Annotated in this window: 18 protein-coding genes; 13 read left to right on the forward strand and 5 right to left on the reverse strand. The window is 45.6% G+C overall.

The genetic code is table 11. The features are described from left to right. Nucleotides 1-32: 32 nt before the first annotated feature. The gene (locus AC0IYG_RS14285) at nucleotides 33-764 is read right to left on the reverse strand and encodes an MBL fold metallo-hydrolase (protein ID WP_471711735.1); all 732 of its coding nucleotides are present in this window, start codon (nucleotides 762-764) and stop codon (nucleotides 33-35) included. 96 nt (nucleotides 765-860) lie between these two features. On the opposite strand from AC0IYG_RS14285, the gene AC0IYG_RS14290 reads away from it, so the two are divergent. Next, on the forward strand, nucleotides 861-1,685 hold the full coding sequence (locus AC0IYG_RS14290) for a LysR family transcriptional regulator (RefSeq protein ID WP_471711736.1): 825 nt from the start codon (nucleotides 861-863) through the stop codon (nucleotides 1,683-1,685). 89 nt (nucleotides 1,686-1,774) lie between these two features. Here AC0IYG_RS14290 and AC0IYG_RS14295 read toward each other — a convergent pair whose 3' ends face one another. Then, nucleotides 1,775-2,686 carry a helix-turn-helix domain-containing protein gene (locus AC0IYG_RS14295; protein ID WP_471711737.1) on the reverse strand — a complete coding sequence of 304 codons (912 nt, stop codon included), beginning with the start codon at nucleotides 2,684-2,686 and terminating at the stop codon, nucleotides 1,775-1,777. A 43-nt stretch (nucleotides 2,687-2,729) separates the two neighbouring features. After that, nucleotides 2,730-3,635, reverse strand: coding sequence for an alpha/beta hydrolase (locus AC0IYG_RS14300; RefSeq protein ID WP_471711738.1), 906 nt, complete (start codon nucleotides 3,633-3,635; stop codon nucleotides 2,730-2,732). Between the two features lie 282 nt (nucleotides 3,636-3,917). On the opposite strand from AC0IYG_RS14300, the gene AC0IYG_RS14305 reads away from it, so the two are divergent. Further along, the gene (locus AC0IYG_RS14305; RefSeq protein ID WP_471711739.1) at nucleotides 3,918-4,046 is read left to right on the forward strand and encodes a hypothetical protein; all 129 of its coding nucleotides are present in this window, start codon (nucleotides 3,918-3,920) and stop codon (nucleotides 4,044-4,046) included. Between the two features lie 486 nt (nucleotides 4,047-4,532). Beyond that, entirely contained in the window at nucleotides 4,533-5,099 is a 567-nt protein-coding gene (locus AC0IYG_RS14310) for a hypothetical protein (protein WP_471711740.1), read from the forward strand. 27 nt (nucleotides 5,100-5,126) lie between these two features. On the opposite strand, the gene AC0IYG_RS14315 is transcribed toward AC0IYG_RS14310, so the two are convergent. Continuing rightward, nucleotides 5,127-6,419, reverse strand: coding sequence for an esterase-like activity of phytase family protein (locus AC0IYG_RS14315; protein ID WP_471711741.1), 1,293 nt, complete (start codon nucleotides 6,417-6,419; stop codon nucleotides 5,127-5,129). Nucleotides 6,420-6,502: 83 nt separating this feature from the next. Further along, nucleotides 6,503-7,348 carry a metallophosphoesterase family protein gene (locus AC0IYG_RS14320; RefSeq protein ID WP_471711742.1) on the reverse strand — a complete coding sequence of 282 codons (846 nt, stop codon included), beginning with the start codon at nucleotides 7,346-7,348 and terminating at the stop codon, nucleotides 6,503-6,505. A gap of 316 nt (nucleotides 7,349-7,664) precedes the next feature. Here AC0IYG_RS14320 and AC0IYG_RS14325 point away from each other — a divergent pair, with 316 nt between their 5' ends. The 10 genes from AC0IYG_RS14325 to AC0IYG_RS14370 all read left to right on the forward strand — a co-directional run bounded on the left by AC0IYG_RS14325 (nucleotide 7,665) and on the right by AC0IYG_RS14370 (nucleotide 23,452). After that, nucleotides 7,665-9,779, forward strand: coding sequence for a GAF domain-containing sensor histidine kinase (locus AC0IYG_RS14325; RefSeq protein ID WP_471711743.1), 2,115 nt, complete (start codon nucleotides 7,665-7,667; stop codon nucleotides 9,777-9,779). A 167-nt stretch (nucleotides 9,780-9,946) separates the two neighbouring features. After that, nucleotides 9,947-12,997 (forward strand): T9SS type A sorting domain-containing protein, encoded by a 3,051-nt coding sequence (locus tag AC0IYG_RS14330; RefSeq protein WP_471711744.1) that lies wholly within the window; start codon nucleotides 9,947-9,949, stop codon nucleotides 12,995-12,997. 177 nt (nucleotides 12,998-13,174) lie between these two features. Further along, nucleotides 13,175-13,765 carry an RNA polymerase sigma factor gene (locus AC0IYG_RS14335; protein ID WP_471711745.1) on the forward strand — a complete coding sequence of 197 codons (591 nt, stop codon included), beginning with the start codon at nucleotides 13,175-13,177 and terminating at the stop codon, nucleotides 13,763-13,765. 87 nt (nucleotides 13,766-13,852) lie between these two features. After that, on the forward strand, nucleotides 13,853-14,971 hold the full coding sequence (locus AC0IYG_RS14340) for a FecR family protein (RefSeq protein ID WP_471711746.1): 1,119 nt from the start codon (nucleotides 13,853-13,855) through the stop codon (nucleotides 14,969-14,971). Between the two features lie 114 nt (nucleotides 14,972-15,085). After that, complete coding sequence (locus AC0IYG_RS14345) at nucleotides 15,086-18,655, forward strand: TonB-dependent receptor (protein WP_471711747.1); 3,570 nt, start codon at nucleotides 15,086-15,088, stop codon at nucleotides 18,653-18,655. 18 nt (nucleotides 18,656-18,673) lie between these two features. Then, nucleotides 18,674-20,572, forward strand: coding sequence for a RagB/SusD family nutrient uptake outer membrane protein (locus AC0IYG_RS14350; RefSeq protein WP_471711748.1), 1,899 nt, complete (start codon nucleotides 18,674-18,676; stop codon nucleotides 20,570-20,572). Between the two features lie 135 nt (nucleotides 20,573-20,707). After that, entirely contained in the window at nucleotides 20,708-21,166 is a 459-nt protein-coding gene (locus AC0IYG_RS14355; RefSeq protein ID WP_471711749.1) for a hypothetical protein, read from the forward strand. Between the two features lie 245 nt (nucleotides 21,167-21,411). Beyond that, nucleotides 21,412-21,573: a hypothetical protein gene (locus AC0IYG_RS14360; RefSeq protein ID WP_471711750.1), complete on the forward strand. Its 162-nt coding sequence runs from the start codon at nucleotides 21,412-21,414 to the stop codon at nucleotides 21,571-21,573. Between the two features lie 431 nt (nucleotides 21,574-22,004). Next, entirely contained in the window at nucleotides 22,005-22,574 is a 570-nt protein-coding gene (locus tag AC0IYG_RS14365) for a hypothetical protein (protein WP_471711751.1), read from the forward strand. A gap of 92 nt (nucleotides 22,575-22,666) precedes the next feature. Next, nucleotides 22,667-23,452 (forward strand): hypothetical protein, encoded by a 786-nt coding sequence (locus tag AC0IYG_RS14370; protein ID WP_471711752.1) that lies wholly within the window; start codon nucleotides 22,667-22,669, stop codon nucleotides 23,450-23,452. Nucleotides 23,453-23,466 lie beyond the last annotated feature (14 nt).

The raw sequence follows: 23,466 nt of genomic DNA on the forward strand, positions 1-23,466 counted from the left end.
GTATCAAGAAACCCGCTCCCTTCCAGGCTAGCTTACAAATATTCGCCCTCTTCGATCAGCTTGAATGCGACTTGCTGTTTTTCGCTTTGCTCATTTAGCTCATTGAACATTTGCGGATACTGCTCATAAACGCCCGGCTGATGAAAACCGTAATGAATCGGCACCAGAATGTCCGCATTCAGTATGCGTGTCGCAGCTAATGCCTGCAACGGGGTCAAGGTTAGCGGAACCGGGCCAAATGAGATCTCCGGAAAGTTAAGCACGGGTGCATTGATCGGCAGGAACACGGCATCAAAATGCCCGAATCTTTTTGCAATGTTCCAAAGCTGGGTGTGCCACATGGTGTCCCCGCCGTGCAGAATGCGGTGCGTTTTGTCTTCCACAACCCACGAAACCTGCTGATCGCCAACGCCATCCATTGCAAAAACCGGCGTGATTGTAAAAGGGCCAATCTGCCGCGATTCATTAAGTGGAAGACCAACCGCTTCAAGGCCATCGCTCAGAAGTTCATTTACAATTTGATCTGATGAAAACACCTTTCCTCCAACCCGCAGGGTTTTTCTAATCGCCTCGCTGTCATAGTGATCTGAATGCAGATGCGTAACCAAAATGCTATCTGCTTTTACGCTGTCACTGAAAATATATGGGTTTGCTGGGCCAACTGAAACGCCCCTTCCCTGAAAATGTTCCACAGGATCAATCAACAAAGTTTGACCATCTGACTCTATTTTGATGCCTGCCCAGGACAGCCGCTGAATTAACATGACGATTTATGTTTTTGTGTCCTGCAAAATTACGAACACATGTTTTATGAGAGAAATGATTTAATTTTGTCATATCCATGAAATTCATTCATAGTTATGCTCACGCTGCAACATCTATATATCATTGAAAAAGTGATCTCGGAAGGCACCGTTACGAAAGCCTCTGAAAAACTAAATCTTTCCCAATCTGCTCTAAGTCACCAGATTCGGGAGCTGGAAGCAGTTGCAGGACTTCGCATTTTTGATCGCGTTGGCAAAAAGCTGGTGATCAATGACGCAGGGAGGCGCATTGTGGCAGGCGCTGAGCAGATACTGCCCGTCGTCAGGCAATTGGAGGCGGAATTACAGGAAATGAAAGCGGGCAAATTTGAGACGATCCGCATCAGCACCGAGTGCTACACCTGCTATCACTGGCTGCCCAGGTTGTTGAAAGAGTTTAATGACGACTTTCCAAATGTGAATCTGCAGATTGTGGCCGAGGCTACCAGCAGGCCGATGTCTTATTTGGAAGCGGGGCAACTTGAACTGGCCATCGTTAGTGCTGAAAGTGCCAATCCCAAATTCACATATCTACCGCTTTTTAGTGATGAACTCGTTTTGCTAACCTCCTCCGACCACTTCCTTGCGAAGCGCAATAAACCGATCGAGGTGGCCGATCTGGCGACGGAAACACTTATTGTGTATCAGGTTGGCAGAAAAGATGATTACATAAACCAGGATTTCGTAAGCAGCATTCCAGCTAAAAAAATTATGGAAATCCCGCTGACCGAAGCCATTGTTGAGATGGTAAAATTTGGGATCGGCGTAACGATCATGACAAACTGGGCCGCCCGCCAATATGAAAATGTGCCTGGCCTGAGCCGGCTCAATTTCAGCAACGGATCCGGGAAATCGCAATTGGTTCGCGTGTACGCGGAGTAACCCGGGCGAGTCGCTCGCTGGCCTGGTCCAGAAAATCAAAGGCGCGTTAATGTAGCAAATGCAGACTTAAATGCTGACAGTTCAACCTTTCAGTTAAACGACTGCCTGAATTTCAATGGCGACATTTCAGTTTTGTTTTTAAACAGTTTATTGAACGACTGCGGACGCTCGAAGCCTAAGTTATAGGCGATTTCGGAAACCGATAAATTACTTGCCGTTAAATATTCCTTCGCTTTTCCAACTAATTTATCGTGAATGTGTTGCTGCGCGCCTTGCCCGGTGAGCGATCGAAGCGCATCACTCAAATAATTGGGCGATAAGTTAAGTTGCCGCGCCAGATATTCAACGGTTAGCACTCCATTTTTCAAGCCTGACTCCGTATTAAAATACGCATCAATAAGGTTTTCGGTCTTTGCCAGTAAATCACCATTTGCCGATTTTCGTGTAATAAACTGTCTTTCGTAAAAGCGGTTGCTGTATTGAAGTAATAAATCGATTTGTGCCAATATTACGCCCTGGGTATGATGGTCGATATGCTGATATTCTTCTTCAATTTTTTTGAAAATGGCAATCACATCGTTCTCTTCTTTTTCTGAAAGATGCAATGCTTCGTTTACCGAATAGGAAAAAAAGCTATAATTTTTAATGTTCAGTGCTAATGGATTTTTCCCAAGGAAATCAGGATGAAACATCAGCACAAATCCGCTTCCAGAGGTTTTATTAAAATCATTGGTTGTTTCCACCTCAACGGATTGCACCTGTTTGGGTGCGACAAAGGTCATTGTGCCCCGGTCGAAATCATAATAGTTTTGACCGTATTTTATTTTTGACTGAATGTTATTTTTCAGCGATATGGTGTAAAAATTTGTAGTAAATTTTTGCCAAACATCAGATTCAACGGCATGCATTTCCGAAACCCGGACCACACTGATCAAAGGATGCATAGGCGGTGCAATAGATAGCAACCGGTGAAATTCGGACAAAGAATTAATGACTTTCATAGGCTAATTAATGCTGCAAGTCTTTTTATTTCAGCCTTACTATTTAAAGATTTTCTTCGAAAAAAGGAATGATTTGTTCTAATGCTTCTTGGGTCGCTTTGGGCTGATCATATAAATCGTAATGGCCTGCACCTTTTACAGTATATATTTTCTTGTTAGTTGAGGCGGCTTTATTATACAAATCATAACCATCTCTATACGAGCCAAAAGCACCCACTTTATCACCAACAATAATCAAGAGCGGTTGCCTAAGGAAATATTCAGCCAAGTGAAAAGCATCGAACATGATCAGGTTGGCCATACTGGTGAACAATAATTTATTGCATGAGTTTGGATGTTGCCCGCGCGGCGTTCTGTAATAATCGATGGCTTCCATTAAATCCAGCTCTTCCAAACCTGCCTGTCTGGCTTCTCCAGCAGAATTGGGTATCCAATTATTGATGAATTTTTCCGCGCCATTGGCTTCGGCGGTGCGCTGCTGCGCAACGGCGTTGAGTATTTCAACCGGACTTGTTTCTCTAAATGCGCGGCTTGCATTGGTTGCTGCCACGGTTGCAATTGCCTTAATTCTTTTCTCCGAAATCGCAGCATTTGCAGCATAGCCGCCACCGGCACAAATACCCAATGCACCAATCTTGTCATTGTCAACAAATTCCAGCGTGGTAAGAAAATCGACGGCACACCGAATGTCTTCAACCCTTGTCGCAGGATCTTCTAAAAATCTGGGTTCGCCACCACTTTCCCCTTGAAAAGAGGCATCAAAGGTCAAGGCAATAAGACCGCTTTTAGCGAGCTTATTGGCATACAGACCAGCAGTTTGCTCCTTCACACTGCTCCCCGGATGCACACAAACAATGGCCGCATATTTTTTAGCCTTATCGAAATTTTCGGGAAGGTATAAGTTCCCCGCTACATCCCAGCTTCTGTTTCTGAAACTTACATTTTGCATAGTTAACAAGTTTAAATATTTACAATGCAAAAGTCAGCAGATATCAAAAGACGGATGTTTCCAGATTACGGTTAGTTGTGTCCAAATTGGTTTGGTTGTGATGTCCAAATCAGGTTCCCGCTCTTTTACATATACGAATCGCCTGTTCAAATAATAGATTTCTTTCGTGATTACTGGGTTCGTTACTTTAATTATCAAAACAAAACCCATATGGCTCCTATTAACAAGCGCCTGAAATGAATAAAGAAGTTAACTCAACTTGTCATTAAATAACAATCACATATGAGTAATCAAGATGTTTTTTTGGAAGCCAATAAGGCTCTGGCGGAAGGAGATTATGACGCATTCATAAGTTACTGCACTGATGATGTTAAATGGGAACGTGTTGGAGAAGGAACCTTCCGGGGGTAAAATTGAACTGCTTGAATACATAAGCTCAGCCTATGACGGACTAATATTTACGACAGATAATTATATCCAGGAAAAGGATTTCATCGTAGAGCTTGGTCAGATTATATTTCAAAGAATGGGTGAGTCAAAAAGAAGTTCCTATTGCGACATATGGAATTTTAGAAATGGAATGATCGGTCACGTAAGATCATTCGTGATTTGATGCTTGCAGGAAGAATCTCGCAGAATACCAATGAGATTATGCGCGTCCTGACTATTTTCGTGATGACTTCAATGGTCGTAGTGACCGGGTTTATTTATGTCTGGTTTAAAAGAAAAGGCTGGCTTTAACGTGATTTTACGTTTCGTTGACATTCTTTTACAGGTCGTTAACAGCCAGCAGGACAGAAACTTTTAGGTTTGCTGAAACATTTGAAAATACAAAGTGTAAGACTTTACTCGTCTCCGTTTGTAATTTCTGCTGTTTCACTTAAACCTCAAAAGAACATGAGAAAAATCATTTATGCGCTGGTCTTAACACTGGTTGTAGCTTGCGGACTGGTATTTGCTAGTCGTGAAATTGAAAAGGAAGTTGCTAAAAAGGCAACCGCAAAGCCAACGTCAGACCCTGAAAAAACAACTGCACACAAAAGGTGGGAGGCGACTCCTGATGGTGTCATGTACAAAAAATGGCAGGCATCTCCAGAAGGTAAAAAAGTGTACGCCAATGAAGCCAAAATAAGGAAAGATTTAAATGCCTTTACCGATATGGAGGCTGTTGTGACCGCTCTTTCTCTTCCCTCAGGATCAAGGTTGGGCTATGGAATAATGGTCAGCATCGATGATGAAGATTACATTTTAAGCTTCGGGCCGGGAAATCCTGACAAAAATGCTTTGACCCCTAACAATGAATTCAAGCAACTGCGCAGCCTCAAAGTCAATGACAAAATCAATATAAGAAGCCACAGCGTAATGCACGCTCCCAAATATCAATATCCAATCATTTCCGGCGAATACGTAGAACAGGATAGTAAAGTAATTTACAAAAAAGCGCCTCGTAAGGGCGGATGTTAGGGGATTATGGGATTTGCCCGGATTTAATTACCAAAGTTGTTGCTTCAGTTTCACAAAATAAATTGTGTTGCGATCCACGGTGCCGGTTGAAGGCAGGATTTTGGATGTGTACGAACCTGTCCCGACAACCCCGAAGTCGTCATCGTTAGCAATGGCAATGGTTGTAGAATTGACGATGGCAATGCCTTCCGCCTTATCGTGGGGATACAAGTTTGGAATGTCAGTCATTAGATCTGCCACCAGCGTTTTGGACACCGGCACAATGTTATGGGTTGCCAAAGTTGCCGCATCTTTTAGTTGTTCGACGGTCAAACCTGCATATAGCTTGCCGCCTTGTCCATCCGCAGGGTCAGAAATGTCCGTGGCAGCCGCAAGGTCGATCTTGTAAACTCTTTTGATAACCGTAGCCCTGTTAACGTTCGTCGCGTATTCGCCGTCGCGTTCCAGCACCAAAAAGCTTGTGTTACTAATCGCAGCGATCTCGCTGTTGGCCTGCAAATTCGCTTTGTCAATCAGATACGCATATTGCTTGCTTGTTCCGCTTGTTATGTCGTATGCTAAAATCCGCGTCACAAGAGAGCCGGAAACTGCTGCGGAAGATGGATTGTACAAGGGAAATTGCATAATGCCTACCAATGTCTTTCCGTCTGGCGTGATGGTAAGGCCTTCCATACCACGGTTCGGCCTGCGCTTAGCGAAAACAGACGGGATTTTTCTGCCGCCTTTTCCATTGCCGAATGGGTTAATACGTTCTAATGTGTTGCCATTCGCGTCAAAATGCACCAGGTGAGGGCCGTATTCATCGCTAACCCAAAATGTCCCGTCCTTCGCCATTGCCAGACCTTCTGAATCCAGGCCATCGATACTATTAGGCAGAACGTTTCCCATCACATCCAGAGCAGTTTCACCGCTAAAACCAAAGCCTGCAGGATTAGGCAAGCCGTTGAGCGGGACACCATTTTCATTTTTCAGCTCAATAGTCTTTTCCAATACAAGCTGATCACCCACGAGCCTGAACTTACCGATCTGAGGCACGAAGTTAGGCGCTGCAAATACTTTTGAATTTGCCACATTCCCATCGATGTTCGGACCGCGGTCCGTCAGAAGATAAAATGCCATATGATCATTTGGATCCTGAACGATTGCCGATCCGAAACCGCCATTATAAACCTTGACGCCACTGGCTTCGGTAAGAATTTTTGGATTGGATGCTTCTGCTTTTTCGGGATAGCTTTCAGATGGCAGTTCATGGTCTGTACAGCCGGTAAAAAGTGACGTAGCAGCAGCCAGGGTTAGGCAGCAGTATAGAAATTTATTCATGATCGTGAAGTTTAGTTTTGATAAAACTACGCTGCTTTATTTTATCAAAACATTAACTTCATCACCCCAAAATTACCTTTCCATTACGAATGATACGGCACATATTCATTTGAAAAAGACCCGTCGTCGAAAAGGTCGATGATGGCGTATCCGGGGCTGGTTTGCTTGTATTTTCCCATCCAATAATTGCCCGAAACTGCGCCGTTGCAGCAGTAGGTGACATCATTGTAAACTACACGGTCCAAAAGATGGATATGGCCGCTGACGGCTAGTTTCACGTTTTTATGACGGTTGAAGAGCTTCACAATTTGTGCGGAATCCGTGTGCATCCAGCTTCCGGGAACGACCCATTGGTTGTCTTTCAGGTTATCGCCATCAAAAAACACACTTGCTGATAAAATTGGAATGTGTGACGCAACCAGGATGGGTGTAGCCGAAGGCGTGTTATTCAAATCTTCCTTCAACCAATCCATCTGGGCTTCGTCAAGTCTGGCATAATAGCCCGTTCCCTGGGGTCTGCAATGAATGCTGTCCAGCATGATCATGTGCCATCCGTTTTTGTCGAAGCTGCTGTAAGATTTCGTTAGTTTCGACTCATCCATTGCCCACTTTTTCCCGTCAGAAAATGATGCGGTTGGAGGGCACCAAATGTCGTGATTACCAATGCAGGAAACCATCGGTGTGCTATTTTCAGACAGCATGACTTTGTGATAAAGCGCCCATTCCCTGGCTGCTTTGTCCTTTGAAATGCCGCTGGATCCCATCACAGAATCACCCGTATTCAGGATCAGGTCAGGCTTTACCTTTAAATCTTGCAGGTGATGAAGACATTTTGCAAATCCCTTGGCGGCCCACAGGTGCGGCTGAATATGAACGTCGGTCAGATGCGCTATGCGTAATACGCGTTTTGGGGGTAGGGGAGAAAGCATTGGAATGGGGCAGGATCGGATAACCGCTAACGGCCATTCCAAGCGTTTTCAACAGGTTCCGTCGTTGCATGGAGCATTATTGTGCGTTTCACAAATTTGCTTTTTAGATGTGAACTGTGTGTTATTGCTGCGTTATCAAATCCCCGAAGTGTTATCATTACGGAAAGAAAATGAATAACGTTACTTATTTAGTTTTCGCAAGAGCCGATATTTAAGCATAACGATCAATATTTGATATAACTTCAAGGTTTTCTGTTTAATCGGCGCTCGAGCGAAGTCGTATATAGTAAACAGTTGACTGTGATCATTTCAAGTAATGGATTCAAATAATACTTCCGCAGGTGAATACGACCGCCTGAACGCATTAAGAAGATACGATATCCTCGATTCCTTGCCGGAGGAAGACTACGATAATATCACGTATTTAGCTGCTCAGATTTGCCAGACACCCATTTCCCTCGTTAGTCTTGTAGATGATAACAGGCAATGGTTTAAATCTAATCACGGACTTGATGTGCAGGAAACTCCGCGTGAATATTCATTTTGCGCCCACGCCATCGTTGATCCAAATGAAACCTTTGTGGTCACCGATTCCAGGCTGGATGCCCGTTTTGCATCAAACCCGCTTGTGACCAGCGACCCGCACGTGGTGTTTTATGCAGGCGCGCCGCTTGTTGATGAAGATGGATTTGCACTTGGCTCATTATGCGTGATCGACCATGAGCCAAAAGTATTAACAAAAGAACAGCTTAAAGCACTGAAAATATTAGCCAGTCAGGTCGTTAATTTGATCAAACTCAGAAGGCGTAATAAGGAATTGGCTGATAATGATGCACATTTCAGGTCGCTGCTCAGTCAGGCACCGGTTGCAATGGGTCTTTTTACAGGTGAAGACATGCGGGTGGATCTGGCCAATGAGCTGATGCTTTCCTATTGGGGAAAAGATGCGTCTGTGCTTGGGAAACCATTGTCCGAGGCACTTCCGGAAACAAGAGACCAGCCTTTTCTGGAAATCCTGAAAAATGTCCTCACCACCGGAGTTGCATATACAGCTGAAAATATGCCCGCCGACCTCGAAGTCAATGGTGTATTAGGAACCTATTATTTTGATTTTACCTATCAACCCATACGCGATCGAAGTGGCAATTGCTATGCGGTTATGGACATTGCCATTGATGTCACCGACCGCTATTTGACCCAGCAGAAAATTGATCTTGCGCAGCAGCAGATTTTGACATCTTTCGAAGAGTCACCGGTTGCGATTGCCCTGATCGATGAATCGGAACTGACTTTTACAATGGTCAACCCTTTCTATGCGCAGCTCGTTGGAAGAACACCCGACCAGTTGGTTGGTAAGCCGCTGGTGATTGCGCTGCCCGAAATTCAGGGTCAAGGGTTTGACGTAATTCTGCGGAATGTCATTGCCACCGGAGTGGCCTACACAGTGCTGGAAACGCCCGTTGACCTGGTGCGCAACCACAGGCTGGAAACCGTTTTTCTTGATTTTACTTACCAGCCGCGTCACAAGCTCAACGGCGAAATTACCGGCGTGCTCGTAATTGCAACCGATGTGACCGCGCAGGTGATAAGCAGGCAAAAAATAGAATTGAGCGAAAATCAATACAAACAATTGTCGCTCGAACTGGAAGGCCGGGTCAAACTGCGCACGCAGGAACTTACAATTGTCAACGAAGATCTTCTCCGGCTCAACAACAATCTTCGCCAGTTTGCTCACATTGCCAGTCACGATTTGCAGGAGCCGCTTCGTAAAATTCAATCATTCAGCTCACTGCTTACCAAAGAACTGGGCAACCGGATTGATGAAAAATCGGCCTATCTGTTAAGCCGCATTAATGCATCCGGGCAACGAATGTCGGCATTGGTAAAAGACCTTTTGGCTTATTCGCTGGTCGATTCCCGCCAACAGAAATATGGGCTGGTGTCATTGAATGCTGTTATGGAAGACGTTTTGGAAACCCTGGCATATGAAATACAGGAACGCGAAGCAGTGATCGAGATCGATCAGCTTGGTGTGCTGGAAGGAGATAAGGCGCAACTCGGGCACTTGTTTCAAAATCTGATTTCAAATGCTATCAAGTTTACGCCAAATGGCAAGGAGCCGCGCATCCATATCGAATATGTGAGGCGAAATAAAGCCGATCTGCCCACCGATTTTAAAACCTCCGGCAATGCCGTTGTCTATCACCAAATCAATGTCCGCGATGAAGGCATTGGCTTTGATGTCAAGTATCTTGACCGGATTTTCAAGGTTTTTCAACGACTGCATACCCAAAGCGATTTCAAAGGAACGGGCATTGGACTGGCAATTTGTGAACGTGTTGCATCCAATCACGGCGGGGTGATAACTGCGATCAGCACGCCTGGCGAAGGCTCGACCTTTTGTGTGTATTTACCAGGATTTTCCCAGTGACATTACGCAGACCTCGCCGGTAATTCTTGGAATTCTTCTACGCATTTTGCCTCACATCCCATTTAGAGCAATTGGGAGTTAGAAAAGACAGCTTGGCGTAAAACAGTACGGTACCCAGTCGGGAAGTTGTTGTACTTTTCCTAAACATATATACTTAACGACTTTTCATGAAAAAATTTTACTGCTTCATTGCGTTGTTGCTTCCTTTTGCCGCCTCCGCACAGTGTCCCTCCTCCCTGTCTCTTGCAAGTCAAGCCGAGGTTGACGCCTTTGCAACCAATTTTCCGGGCTGCTCCTCAGTAAGCGGGGACTTGTTTATCAATGGATCCGATATCACCAACCTTTCCCCATTGGCTTCTCTTACAGATATCGGGGGTTACATCTACATTTTGTCTAATCCGCAGTTAACAAATCTTTCGGGGTTACAGAACATTGTCAGTGTAGGCAGTTTCCTTGGCATTTCCAACAATGCATCGTTGCTGAATGTTGACGGGCTGGCTGGCATTACAAACGTCCCGGGCGAGGTTCAAATCAGCAATAACGACGCCTTGACAAATCTGGAAGGATTGAAGAATGTGGTGGGCATCGGCAGTTCTTTTATCATTGTAGCTAACCCTGCGCTGACGACGCTGGGAGTCATGGAATTAAAAACAATTGGGGGCGGGGTTGAGATAACAAATAACGCCGCTTTGACCAATTTGTCCGGGTTAACCAAGCTCGTGAGTGTTGGGGGCGATATTGACCTGTCTGAAAACGTATCATTGACGAGTATCAGCGGTTTTTCCGGTCTGACCAATATTCCCGGCGGCCTGACCATTCAAGGGGATTCGGCATTGATAAATCTTGCTGGGTTGGAAAATATTGTTTCGATTTCAGGAGGTCTTTCCATAATCTCCAATTCGTCATTAACCAGCATTCAGGGCCTATCTGGTCTTACAGGCATCTCGGATTTTTTATACATCAGTGATAACCTGACCCTGCAATCTTTGGCAGGTTTGAATGCGCTTACCAATGTTGGAACTGATCTTTACGTCGAATATAACCCGTTAATAACGTCTCTTGCCGGTTTGGAGGCATTGACAACGATCGGCGGTGATTTGTTTGTGGTTGAAAATGAGTTATTAAGTTCAATCAGCGCGCTGAATATAAATAGCATCGATAATGTATCGATCGATGGCAATCCGCAATTGACCAATCTGATCGGATTGGAAACGCTCACAACGGTTGAGAACATTACAATTGCTAGTAATGATTTACTGACGAGTATTCAAGCATTATCTAATCTTACAACAGTTTCCGGCGACCTTGATATCGATGATAATCCGTTGCTGACAAGTCTTACAGGTCTTGAAAATATTACCGTAATCTCAGGTGGTTTGCAAATTCGCAGAAGCGACGCGCTGCCCGATTTGCTGCCTTTATCCAATATCACCAACATACCGGGAGCGCTTTCTATCGATGATAATCCGTTGATAACAGATTTGAAGGGACTGCAAAATATCACAAGTGTTGGTGGACTGGTCATCGAACAAAATGCTGCGCTGACAACCATGAGCGACCTTAAGCTGTCATCCGCCGAGTATGTGGACATCAACAGAAATCCGCTGCTTACGAACTTAAATGGGTTGGGACTACTGACTGAATTGTTCTCATTGGAAATATATGACAACGCAGGTCTTGTGGATCTTTCAGGACTTTTGGTGACTACGGTCAATGATTACACATCGATCGAAGCCAATACTAATTTGCTCAGCCTGAATGGTTTGGATAAACTTGTCTCAGCAGGTGATTTAGGTATTCTAGACAATCCAAAACTTGTAAGTTTAAGTGGGCTTTCGGTCCTGAATTCGGTTGGTCGCCTTAATATTGCCGGCAACGAAACGCTGACTGACCTTACCGCACTGTCTAATCTTACCGAGCTGACAGCGTGTCTTATTGGCCTGAATAACTCATTGGTCAATTTAAATGGTTTAGAAAATGTAACGACCATTTCCGAGTTGCTTTTTATTGTTCAAAACCCTGTTTTGACCAGTCTGAGTGGATTAAATGGGCTTACCGAAATTGTGGGCGGGATCGGCGGACCTGCTTTGGGAATTGCTTATAATACGAAATTGAATGATTTGAGTGCCCTGCTTGCTTTGACCAGGATCAACGGGGATTTGCTGATCTTCGGCGATACTGCACTCACAAGCCTGGCAGGACTGAATAACCTGGAATCGATCGGGCCGTACAGTACGCTGACGGTGGCTGCTAATCCGGTTCTGACAAGCCTTGCCGGAATCGGGAAGTTTGAAAGCTTGAACAGACTCGAAATTTCTTTCAATGATGTGCTGAACGATTTGACCGGACTTGAAACTTTGGGATCCATCGTGGATGAAATAGATATTGCGTATAACCAGTCTCTGGCTTCGGTAAAAGGACTAAACAACCTGACGCTGGTTGGAGGAGAGATTTCTTTGAGAAATAATCCCAAGCTGTCAAGTCTGAGCGGTTTGACCAGTCTCAGTTCCTTTGGCTTTCTGACGGTGCTGAACAATGAACAGCTTTCCATTTGCGCAGTAGAGGGAATATGCAAATTCCTAGAAACCAATACGCCCGACATGGTGACATTCTTAAATAACAAAACCGGGTGTAATTCGGAAGAAGAAGTAGAAAGCCAATGTGGCAGTTTGCCGGTTACGCTTGTGGATTTTGTAGCCTCGAAAAATGAGCATGCCGTGGATCTGCGCTGGTCAACGAGCAGTGAAGTCAACAGCAGCCATTTCGAAATCCAGCACAGCCGTAATGCAGGCGGAAGCTGGGAAGCAATAGGAAATGTGCAGGCCAGCAAGGAAAGTTTTGTTGAAAAGAGATACGCATTTACGCATCAGGCGCCTTCAAAAGGAGAAAATCTGTATCGCTTGAAAATGATTGATGAAGATGAAACCTTTGCATTCAGCCGGATAAGGTCAATCAGTTTTGATAAAATAAATGCATTCTCCGTTTACCCGAATCCAGTCCAGAACCAGCTGACAATTGAACCAGGAAACGGCACGACAGCCGCCAGACTACGGATTTTTAATGCAGCAGGCAAAGTAATTTCGACCAAAGACGTCAACTTTTCAGGAACGCCTTACCAGCTCGAAACCTCAAATTTACCCGCCGGCATCTACACCATCCAGATCCTCAATGCACCCGGCAAGCAAGAGGTCCAGAAGTTTGTGAAACTGCCGAATTAGAAAAAAGACGGGCTATGGAAATAGCCCGTCTTCTTTTTGGCTATACGATTAGTAAATGTGCTTTAATAATCAAAAAACTTGCAGGCAAGATTAGAAAAGTAAGTGTTGGAATATGCTTTTTGCATACATTACATTTTATTTTTCCATCTTTTGGCTTGTTTTATTGATTACACCACTATGACAGACCTAGATCCTGGAAATGATCTCTGGGAGCGTTTTATTTCGGGAAGTTCTTCGGCATTCAGTGAGCTTTATGATGCTTATACGGATATTCTCTACAAATTCGGGATGCGGTATTCCAATGACAGCGAACTGGTCAAGGATTGCATTCACGACCTTTTTATAGACTTGCATGCGTATCGCAGCAGACTTGCGAAAGAGGTTAATGTCAAGTTTTATTTGCTCAAATCATTCAGGAGAAAATTGCATGCAGCCCACCGCAAAGCCAGCTTGCTGGACTTCAACCGCTGGAATGCAGACGATGCTTTTGGTGTAAATGCGTTTTCATTCAGCATTGAGCATGAGATGATCATGGATGAGAAACAGCGTGAGATGCTGGATCAGCTCGCCAATGAAATTAACCAGCTTCCCGAGCGGCAGCGCGAGATCCTTTATCTAAGATTTAATCAAGATCTTGATTATGAAGAGATTGCTTCCATGATGCAAATTTCAGTTCCTACTTGCAGAACCTTCATTTACCGGGCGCTCAAACAACTTCGCGGCAAGCTTGAACTCGGTTCTGTCGCCCTCATTTTCTTCTGGGCGTAAAATATTTTCTTTTTTTGTTAAAATAATCCTTTTCGAGAGTCTATATCCTGTCGAATGTCTTCTCTTGTAAGTCAAACAAGTTCTTACATGAAGAGAAGACTACGTAAAACCCCGGATCCCCTCCAATCCGCTGAGCTTTCAGAGGAAGAAAAGAAAATTGCTGCCCAGACAAGGATACTGATGCAGTCGTTGCAGGAAGAAACTTTGTCCGCTTTTGAGAAGGAAGCATTGCGCCTGCGCGTTGAAGATTCGGTCAGTCAACAGCATGAGCGATCATTCAGCAGAACATGGATGGCTATGGCTGCTTCGATTGCCCTTTTGCTGGTTGCTGGAGCTGGCTATCTTTTGTTCCGCCAAAACACCGGTTCGGCTATGCAGGAAGCAGCAGCATTGTTGACTCCTGATACATTAGAAACGCGCTTACAATTGGCAGACAGAAGGGTAATCCGTCTTTCCGAACAAAACTCAGACCTGATCTACAAGCAAAATGGAGCACAAATTCAGATCGATTCTTCTTCGATTATCGACCAAGAAGTTGCAGGTGCGGATCAGGAATTCAACACATTAACCGTTCCTTACGGCAAACGTTCGACCATTACATTGGTTGATGGCACGAAAATCTGGCTCAATTCCGGCTCCAAGCTGGTCTATCCGGCAAAGTTTGATGGGGACACCCGGGAAGTTTACCTCGAAGGCCAGGCCTATTTTTCTGTCTCCCATTCAGCTGAACTCCCTTTTTATGTGCATTCCAAAAACATGAAAATCCAGGTGCTGGGGACTGAATTTGATATGAGTGCTTATGACGACGATGCACAGACAGCGGCGGTTCTGGTGAAAGGAAGTATTGAGCTTACCGCTAATCAAAATGCATTATTTGGCGCTAAAAAAGAGAAAATCACTCCGGGAACAAGGGCTGTTTACAACCCTGCGACCCGCCAACTGGAAACGTCGCAGGTAAATGTCCAGTCCTATATCTCATGGAAAGAGGGTTTTCTCATTTTGAGCAAAGCACCGCTGACAGACATTCTGAAAAAGCTTTCGCGCTACTACAATGCCGACATTTCGCTGGGGAATGCTGAGGCACAGCATGTTACTTTTTCCGGGACATTGGATCTGCACGAAAACATTGCGCCCGTGCTGGATGCACTGGCTGTGACCACATCACTCAAATATCAGCAAATGGAAAGGAGGTTCATTTTCAACTAAAGCATTACCAAAACAAAAAAAAACGGAAGACGCGGCAACGTCTCCCGATAGTCACACTTGCCGGCAAGCAAGTGATTTTTAAACCATTGTATCAACAAAAGTCAATTCAAATTTATGAAAAAATTTGACCATTCAGGGTATGGCCCGCTGGGAGAATTCAACCCACAAAAATTGCTTAGGATTATGAAGCTGGTGGTTTTGCTGCTTTTTATCGGAATGATGGGCGTTCATGCGACGGGCTTTTCGCAGAAGAGCCGGATGGATGTTACAATCCGGAATGGGAATCTGGGGGCGTTGTTCAAACAAATTCAGGAAAAGACCGATTACCGGATTTTTTACAGAGATGGCCTTTTCCCGGAAACGGAGAAAGGAAATCTAAACCTTAGTCTAAAAAATGAAACTGTTCCTGCGATTCTCACGCGGGCGCTTAAAGGCTCTGACCTTTCCTTTAAAATAATCGGGAAACAGATTGCCGTATTTGAAAAAGATGAAAAGTCGCAGTCAAACGCCATTAAGTCACTTCCTGCCCCTGCGGAGCCGATCCAAAATGTGATCAGGGAAATTACGGGCACGATCCAGGATGTGAAAGGCCAGCCGTTGCCGGGCGCAACGGTGATCGTGAAGGGAACTGATAAAGGAACTTCTACTGACGTGACGGGAAAGTTTACTATTGAAGCCGAACAAGGCGATGTGCTGGTAATTTCATTTATCGGATATCTTGGTAAAGAGCAGGTTGTGGGCGCAGAAACCTCCGTTAACATCCAGTTGGAGGAGGATCTGGGTGGTTTGGAAGAAGTTGTAATTGTAGGTTTTGGCTCGCAGCGCAAAGCAACCATTACGGGCTCGATTGCCACCATTACAACGGAAGATTTGAAACAAAGCCCGACGGCCAGCATTACCAATGCATTGGCAGGACGGCTTCCAGGGCTATTTGCAAACCAGTTCAGCGGCGGAGAGCCGGGTGTGGACCGCAGTGATATTTTCATCCGCGGCACGGCTACATATGGAAATCAGTCGCCCATTGTGATCATTGACGGGCTGGAAAGAAGCATGGATTATCTGGCACCGTCGGAGATTGAGACATTTACGATTCTTAAAGATGCCTCAGCAACAGCGCCTTACGGGGTTAGAGGAGCAAACGGAGTAATCCTGATTACAACCAGAAGAGGAAAAGTGCAGGATAAGGCGACGGTGAATTTCAAGGCATCGGTAGGCGTGAACCAGCCGGTGAAGTTTCCTACTTACCTGGGATCAGCAGATTATGCCATGTTGTACAATGAAGCGCGCCGGAATGACAGCCCGGATTCAGATCCGTCCACATTGAATTTGTTTTCAGAAACTGCCATTGCCAATTTCCGCAAGGCGAAAGGGGATAATTCGGACGGTTTGGGTTACAACTGGAATTACTTTGACTACGCGTTCAAGCCGGGCGTGCAGCATGATTATAGTTTGTCTATTAGCGGTGGATCAGTAAGGGCCAGATATTTCGTGCTGGCCAATTACTTTCAACAAGATGGAAATTATAAGCATACAAACCTCAGCGCAAACAACACGCAGGCCGTTTTCAAACGTTACAACTTCCGGTCCAACATTGATATTGACATTACGGATAACTTTTTCGCCAGACTCGACATTGGAGCCAGGATCACCGACCGCAATGCGCCGGGAACGACCGCAGCCAGAATCGTAGAAATGGCCAACACGCAGCCTTCTTACTTGCCGATCACGCTGGAACCCAACGGAAATCCTGCTAACCGAGTTTACGAAGCCAATAATCCGCTCGGAATGCTTTATGGCGATCAGATCTATCGCTTCAACATTCTCGGAGAATTGAGCCGCACGGGGTTTTTGAATGATAAGAACACTTATCTGAATGGATCTTTTTCACTGGGACACAAGCTGGATTTCATAACAAAAGGACTTTCTATCGATGGAATATTCTCCTATGATGCCAATGACGGCGGCTGGATCAGACGAGATGTGACGACTTATTCGGAAGGTTACCGCGAATATCCGGGTTATGCCACATTCGTTCCCGAAGCAGGAAGCGACATTTACCGGGAGCCGGGCATTTATACGGGTGCGTACAAGTCGGGAAACAAGTATGACATTGACCAGACGATCCGCAATCAGTTTGATAAAAAAGACAGTGAAAGCCGCTCCTATGTGCAGGCGAAGCTGGATTATCTGCGGAATTTCGGAATGCATGATGTGACCGGGATGATTCTCGTGAACCGTTCCAAACGGATCATTAATAACCAGGTTCCGTTCAGTTACCAGGGCGTTACCGCCAGGGCGACATATGGTTATGACGACCGCTATTTATTCGAATTCAATGCTGCTTATAATGGCTCTGAAAACTTTGCGAAAGGCAAGCGTTATGGATTTTTTCCATCTGTTTCTGCGGGATGGGTGCTTTCCAAAGAGCGTTTCATGAGCGGCACACAAAGCTGGCTTAATGCATTCAAAATCAGAGGCTCATACGGGTTGGTAGGAAGTGACCGCGTGCCGAATGACAAGCGCTTCATTTATCTTCAATATTTTGGTGGAAGAGACGGTGACTACAATTTCGGGACGGATAATTTCGGTTCCGGCGCGGGTGGTTATCTATCCGAAGGCGACCTTGCCAATCCTGACTTAACCTGGGAAAAAGCCCGAAAGGCCAACATTGGCATTGATGCAACCTTTCTCAAACATTTAACCGTAACCGTTGACCTCTTTCACGAGCACCGTTACGACATCATTACGGACATGAGCGGCGGCGACAAGCTGGGCTATCCGGACATTGTGGGCAAAGATGCGCCTTACATTAATTCAGGGATTGTAAATAACCGCGGTTTTGATCTGGAAGTAGGCTGGTCGGGTAGCATTGGGAAAAACGCAACATATTTTATCCGTCCTAACCTCTCTTTTGCGCGCAACAACATTGTGTTCATGAACGAGATTCCTTACGCAATGTCCGGCCGTGCGAACACGGGCAAGCGGATCGGGGAGCATTTCAATTACGCATTCGACCATTTCGTAAGGAACCAGGAAGAAGCCAATGAGCTGAATGCCATGAACTCAGGAAGCGGTTACCAATCCTGGGGAACATTGCGGCCCGGTGATGTGGTGTATAAAGATTTGAATGGCGATGGAAAAGTGGACGACCTTGGCGACCGCACGGCAATGGGCAATCCGCGTAACCCGGAAATCATGTTTGGTCTGCCCGTTGGTGCCAGATATCGCGACTTTGATTTCAGTATGCTGTTCCAGGGTGCGTCAAGAGCTTCGGTGCAGTTGTCCGGCGCGGCAGTTTATGATTTTCCATTGTTTAACCAAGACAAATATGGAAAAGTGAAGCCCATGCATTTGGACCGCTGGACACCAGAAACGGCCGAAACTGCTACTTATCCTGCATTGCATTTTGGAGATCATAGTAATAACAAGAATGGAAACAGCAGCTTGTTTTTATATAATTCAAAATACATCAGGCTTAAAACCATTGAGTTAGGCTATAATCTACCAAAAGCAGCTATCAAGAAAATTGGCATTGAGCAAGTCCGTTTTTATGCACAGGGACTTAACCTGCTCACCTGGGACGGACTTAAAAAAGTGGATATGGACCCGGAAACGCGGGAAGGAACGGGCGACTGGTATCCGATCCAAAAGGTGCTGAATTTTGGCGTTGATTTAACATTCTGATTTAAAATCCTGGCATTTATGAATACGAAAAAAATATATACAATCATCATTTTCTTCGCTTGCGCATTGCTATCGGCTTGCCAAGAAGATTTTTTGGACAGAAAACCGGATGATCAGGTGGATGCCGAGCAGGTTTTTACCAGATATAACAAAACAAACCAGCTTATCACGGACCTATACGACAATGCAAAAGGCTCCAACAGCCCGCTCGTTTTCTTCTCCCACTTTTCCACTGCACCCGTAACCGACGAGGCCGAAGGTTCGACCGCCGAAGGAAGCCTTACCAACAAATTCAATAACGGCGACTGGAATGCGAACGTCATGCCGGCCGGAAGCAGCAGAGGGCAATATTGGTGGGATTTGTATGGGAGAATCAGAAAGGCAAATGTGATCCTCGAAGGTGTGCGGAAATACAATACGCCGGATAACCCTTTGCAAGCAGGCGATTTGAACAAACGATTAGGCGAGACTTATTTTTTGCGCGCTTATTTTCACTTTCTGGCTGCCAGAATGTATGGAGAAGTGGTGTATGTGACCCGCACCATTAGTCCGAGTGATCCGATGGAATTCAAGCAGGAATCATTTCATTCCATAGCCAACAAGATTTATCAGGATTGCGATTCGGCAATGGCCTTAGTGCCGGCAAGCTGGGGCGGAGCAGATTTTGGCAGAATTGATAAAGGCGCTGTGCTGGGTTTGAAGGCAATCGTAGCCTGGATGGCGGCCACGCCGATGTGGAATGGCGGTACTTTTCCGAATGACACCCGTGCGTTTGCTGCTGAATATGCATACAGTGCGGAACGTTGGAATGTGGCAAAAACGGCTGCTAAGGCCGTGATTGATTTCAAAGTTGAAGGCCGTCAGCGTTATTCTTTATACCAGGGGCACGACGCCGCTGACTTCCGCGACGATGCGGGCGTTGACAATAACAAGTCGAAAGTGCCAGCACGGCTTTGGGACTTGTATCACAATATGGAAGCGTTTCAGAATGAGGCCGTTTTCTTTGTGACCCGGGATAAGGACAACAACTGGCAGGGCGACATTTATCCGCCAAGCTGGGGCGGAAGCTCGCGTCAGATGCCGGTTCAGGAGCAAGTGGATGAATATGAATACATTGCACCAGACGGTTTTGGATATCCTGTTTATGCAGCACGGGCAAAAAAGGACGGTTACGATGATGCGAATCCTTACGAAAGTGTAAAACGCGACCCTCGTTTCCATCGCGACATTGTCTATCACGGCTCTACATTTAAAGGAAAAGTGATTAATACTGCGACCGGTCCGGACAAAGTTGGCGCAACCAACTCTACCACAACCGGCTATTTCCTACGCAAAATCCTGCGCGAATCCTGGAACAGGGACAAGAGCTTTTCCATCAGCGGCCCGCCCATCTGGCGTCTGCCTGAGTTTATTTACATCTATTGCGAAGCTGTAAATGAAGCCGCCGGTCCGAATGCTGAGATTTATGATATGCTGAACATGGTGCGAAAACGGTCATTTATGGCACCAATCCCCTTGGAAGCCAAGGCGAGCAAAGCATTAATGGACGAGTATATCAAGCGGGAACGCAGGGTTGAATTGTTTTATGAAAACAACAGAATCTGGTCGTCACGCCTTTATCTGGAACCGAGTGCTCCTAAGGAGATCGCAAAAGAACAAGCATGGCAAAGTGCTGGCAGCACGAATGACCAGCGCTCACAAAAGGCGTGGCCTTATCCAAAAGCGCAGCGCATGATTAACGGCATGAAACCGGTTGAAGATCCGGCAGGGAAGATTATAGTGGAAGGCAAAAAGTACAAAATGCAGCGTTACTTCATTGAAAGCCGTGTTTTTGTTGCCCCAAGACATTATTTGTTCCCCATTATGCAAGATGAATTGCAGAAGACGCCGACTTTGAAGCAGAATCCAGGTTGGTAGGAGCGAATGGACAAAAGATTTGACTTGTTAAGCCTGCAAGACTTAGCAAGTCAAATTGCTTTTTAGTTAATTCATTAATTTTCTGGCCTGGTATCACACCTTTTTGGACATTTCTTGTGACATCTCATCAAGATTATGCTTTATAGATCGAGTCGTTTTTTGACAAATGTCCTGATATTTATCATTGTCCTTTTTGCATTTGTGTCTTGCAATCATGACAGGACTTCAATCGCGGAGCACGATCTTTTGGCCTTAAAGCAAAAGTATGACGCGCGTACTTTAAATTACTTTTACGAGACCGTTTTCCACGAAGATTTTGCGCCGGGAAAAAGCGACAATCTTTGGAAGTGGTCTGAAAATCCAACCATCGCTATTCGGGGGAATGCATCGGCCGCGGACACAGCATTCGTACGCAAATCGATTGCCGAAATAAATGCACTTAGACTGCCAGTAAAGTGTGAGCTTGCACAGGTGCCCGACAGTGGTTCAATACAGATATTTTTCGGAAGCGCTGGGGAAGTTGCGTCACTTCTAGACTTAGGCGATCTATCTGCGAGGGAAGTAGAGAGCTTAGCAAGCTTTCGCCCAACCTGAAAATAGCGATTGCAGCACAAGAAAAATTTGAACCAGACCATGGCATTGTCATATCCATTTTAGAGAACAGACACCAAAAGCCATCGGTGTCGCACGAAGGCAAAACACTGGCCGGGAAGAGCTGTATGTTCCCGAAAATTATAAAGAACAAGATTTCCCTCACGTTTAATCTCAGTGACCGTAGTCGGGAACTCCGCCAGCAAAGTCTGGTAAATTCGTTGTATTTCAGCCTCGTGCCCATCCAAATGAACAAGAACAGAATTGACCAGCTTTACACCTTTGGAAATGGGCGAATTACATTTTCGAAGCATTATACTGACCTGCTTAGGATCGTTTACGCAAATGAATTCGTAGACGGTTATGATCGCAGCGAGTTCATAAAACTGAAATCCGGCTTAGCATTGTGAGCATTTGCTCTATTTTGTTCCGTCTGTCAAACTTCTCCATTATATCCAAACCCCAAACCCAACCCACCAACCCAAACTCCTGTAACATTAAAACATTTTCTATCATTATTTCAATGTAGAATTTTTCACAATTCCCACCCGCAAAATTACGGGGGTTGGGTGCCCGCGAGCATTGGCGGTGTTGCCAACAACTGAGATTGAATTTATTTCTGATTATTTGTAATGCGTTAATCTGAGCCGCATTTATTTGGTGTTGAGTGGATTAGTGATTCTGCTTGTTTTAATATTTGAACATTGCTTCAAAGTCATGTTCTGGAAAAAGCGTGCTTTTGACGAAGCAACCGAATTGTGAAAAGTTGTAAACACTATTATATTCGTAGCGGTTTTTGTCGAACTAGTTTTATAAATAATAACTGTTTACCGTCTTCCCTATGAAAGCAAAATTTTCCTATTTAACACTTGCCCTCACATTAAGCTTGGCAGCCGGAAATGCGATATCCGCATTTGCCCAGGACGATGCTGATGACACACATCAGATCTCGGTGGTCGTGCCCACTGTGGCGCTGCTCGATTTGGAAACCTCCGCCGTAAGAAATTTCACGGCTTCATTTACACAGGCTACTCCGCTGGAAGCCGGAGACAAGATCACCGCACCTGCTGCCAACAGCACCCTTTGGCTGAACTATTCCTCCATTCAAACCGGCGAAATTTCCAAGAAGGTTTCGGTGGAAACTAGCGCACTCGTTCCGGGTGTGGACATTAATGTAGTCGCAGCAGCTTCATCAACCGGCTCTGGTGACAAAGGCAATCCGGCAGCGGCCTTCAACCTGACCGTTGCGCCACAAGCATTAATCACAGGAATTGGCAGCGCGTACACAGTTTCAGGTCCGAACAATGGTCACCTGCTAACATATGCCTTTACTTCCAACAACACCAATTATGCTGACCTGCGCTCGGGCACCGCGACGGTGACTGTGAAGTATACATTGGCAGACGAATAAGCCTAACTAATCGAACACCTCGTTACGCTTCGATCCGGGCCTGACGCCGTTGCTACGGCCCGGAAAGGAAGCGATTACGCAATGCAAGCAGCATGAGACCAGTCGCAAAATTCTTACTAATGCTGTTGCTTCCGGGCCAGCTTAGTGCCGCAGTTGTCATTTTGAATGGATTAACACACACACATACATTGCAAGGCGCGGACGCCAAAACCCATGGCATTATCCGTGTTAAAAATGAAGGCGCCAAAGACGCGCGTATATTGGTTTACCGTCAGGATCTGGTGTCTGATTGTGCCAGGGGCACACAATATCCGGAAAGAGGTGGTCACCAGCGTTCGTTGGCAGATGGATTGAAGACCAATGTGGATGAAAGAACCGTGGCTCCGAATGAAACGTACGAAGTTCGTTACACCATCGAGCTCGACCAGGCGAAGTCTGCGCCGGGCACTTACTGGGAGGTGATCATGGTGGAAGTGGCTGAGCCTGTGCGTGAAGAAGCTCAAAAAGGCGTTATCGTAAATTCAACCGTGCGGTATGCGGTGCAGGTGATTGTGGACGTTGGCACATTTGAAGGACCGCAGCTTTCGTACGAAAATGTGGCTTTCGAAAAAATGGCCGACGGACATTCAAACCTGAAAGTGCTGCTTAAAAACAATGGCTCATTTGCCTCGCGGACCAATCTGGTGCTGGAAGTTTACGATGCAACGGGTAAGCTCCTTAAAACAACCCAACCCAACACCCGCATGCTGTATCCGGGCCAGTGCAACACGTTTGAAGTTCCTGTGAGCGATCTGGAAAAAGGAAAATATGACTGTGTTATCGTGGCCGATACGGGCAAAGATCTCTTCGGTTCCAACATTTCATTACAGGTTGATTAACCTTCCCGAGCCCA

It is taken from the genome of Dyadobacter sp. AC419 (assembly GCF_979253085.1).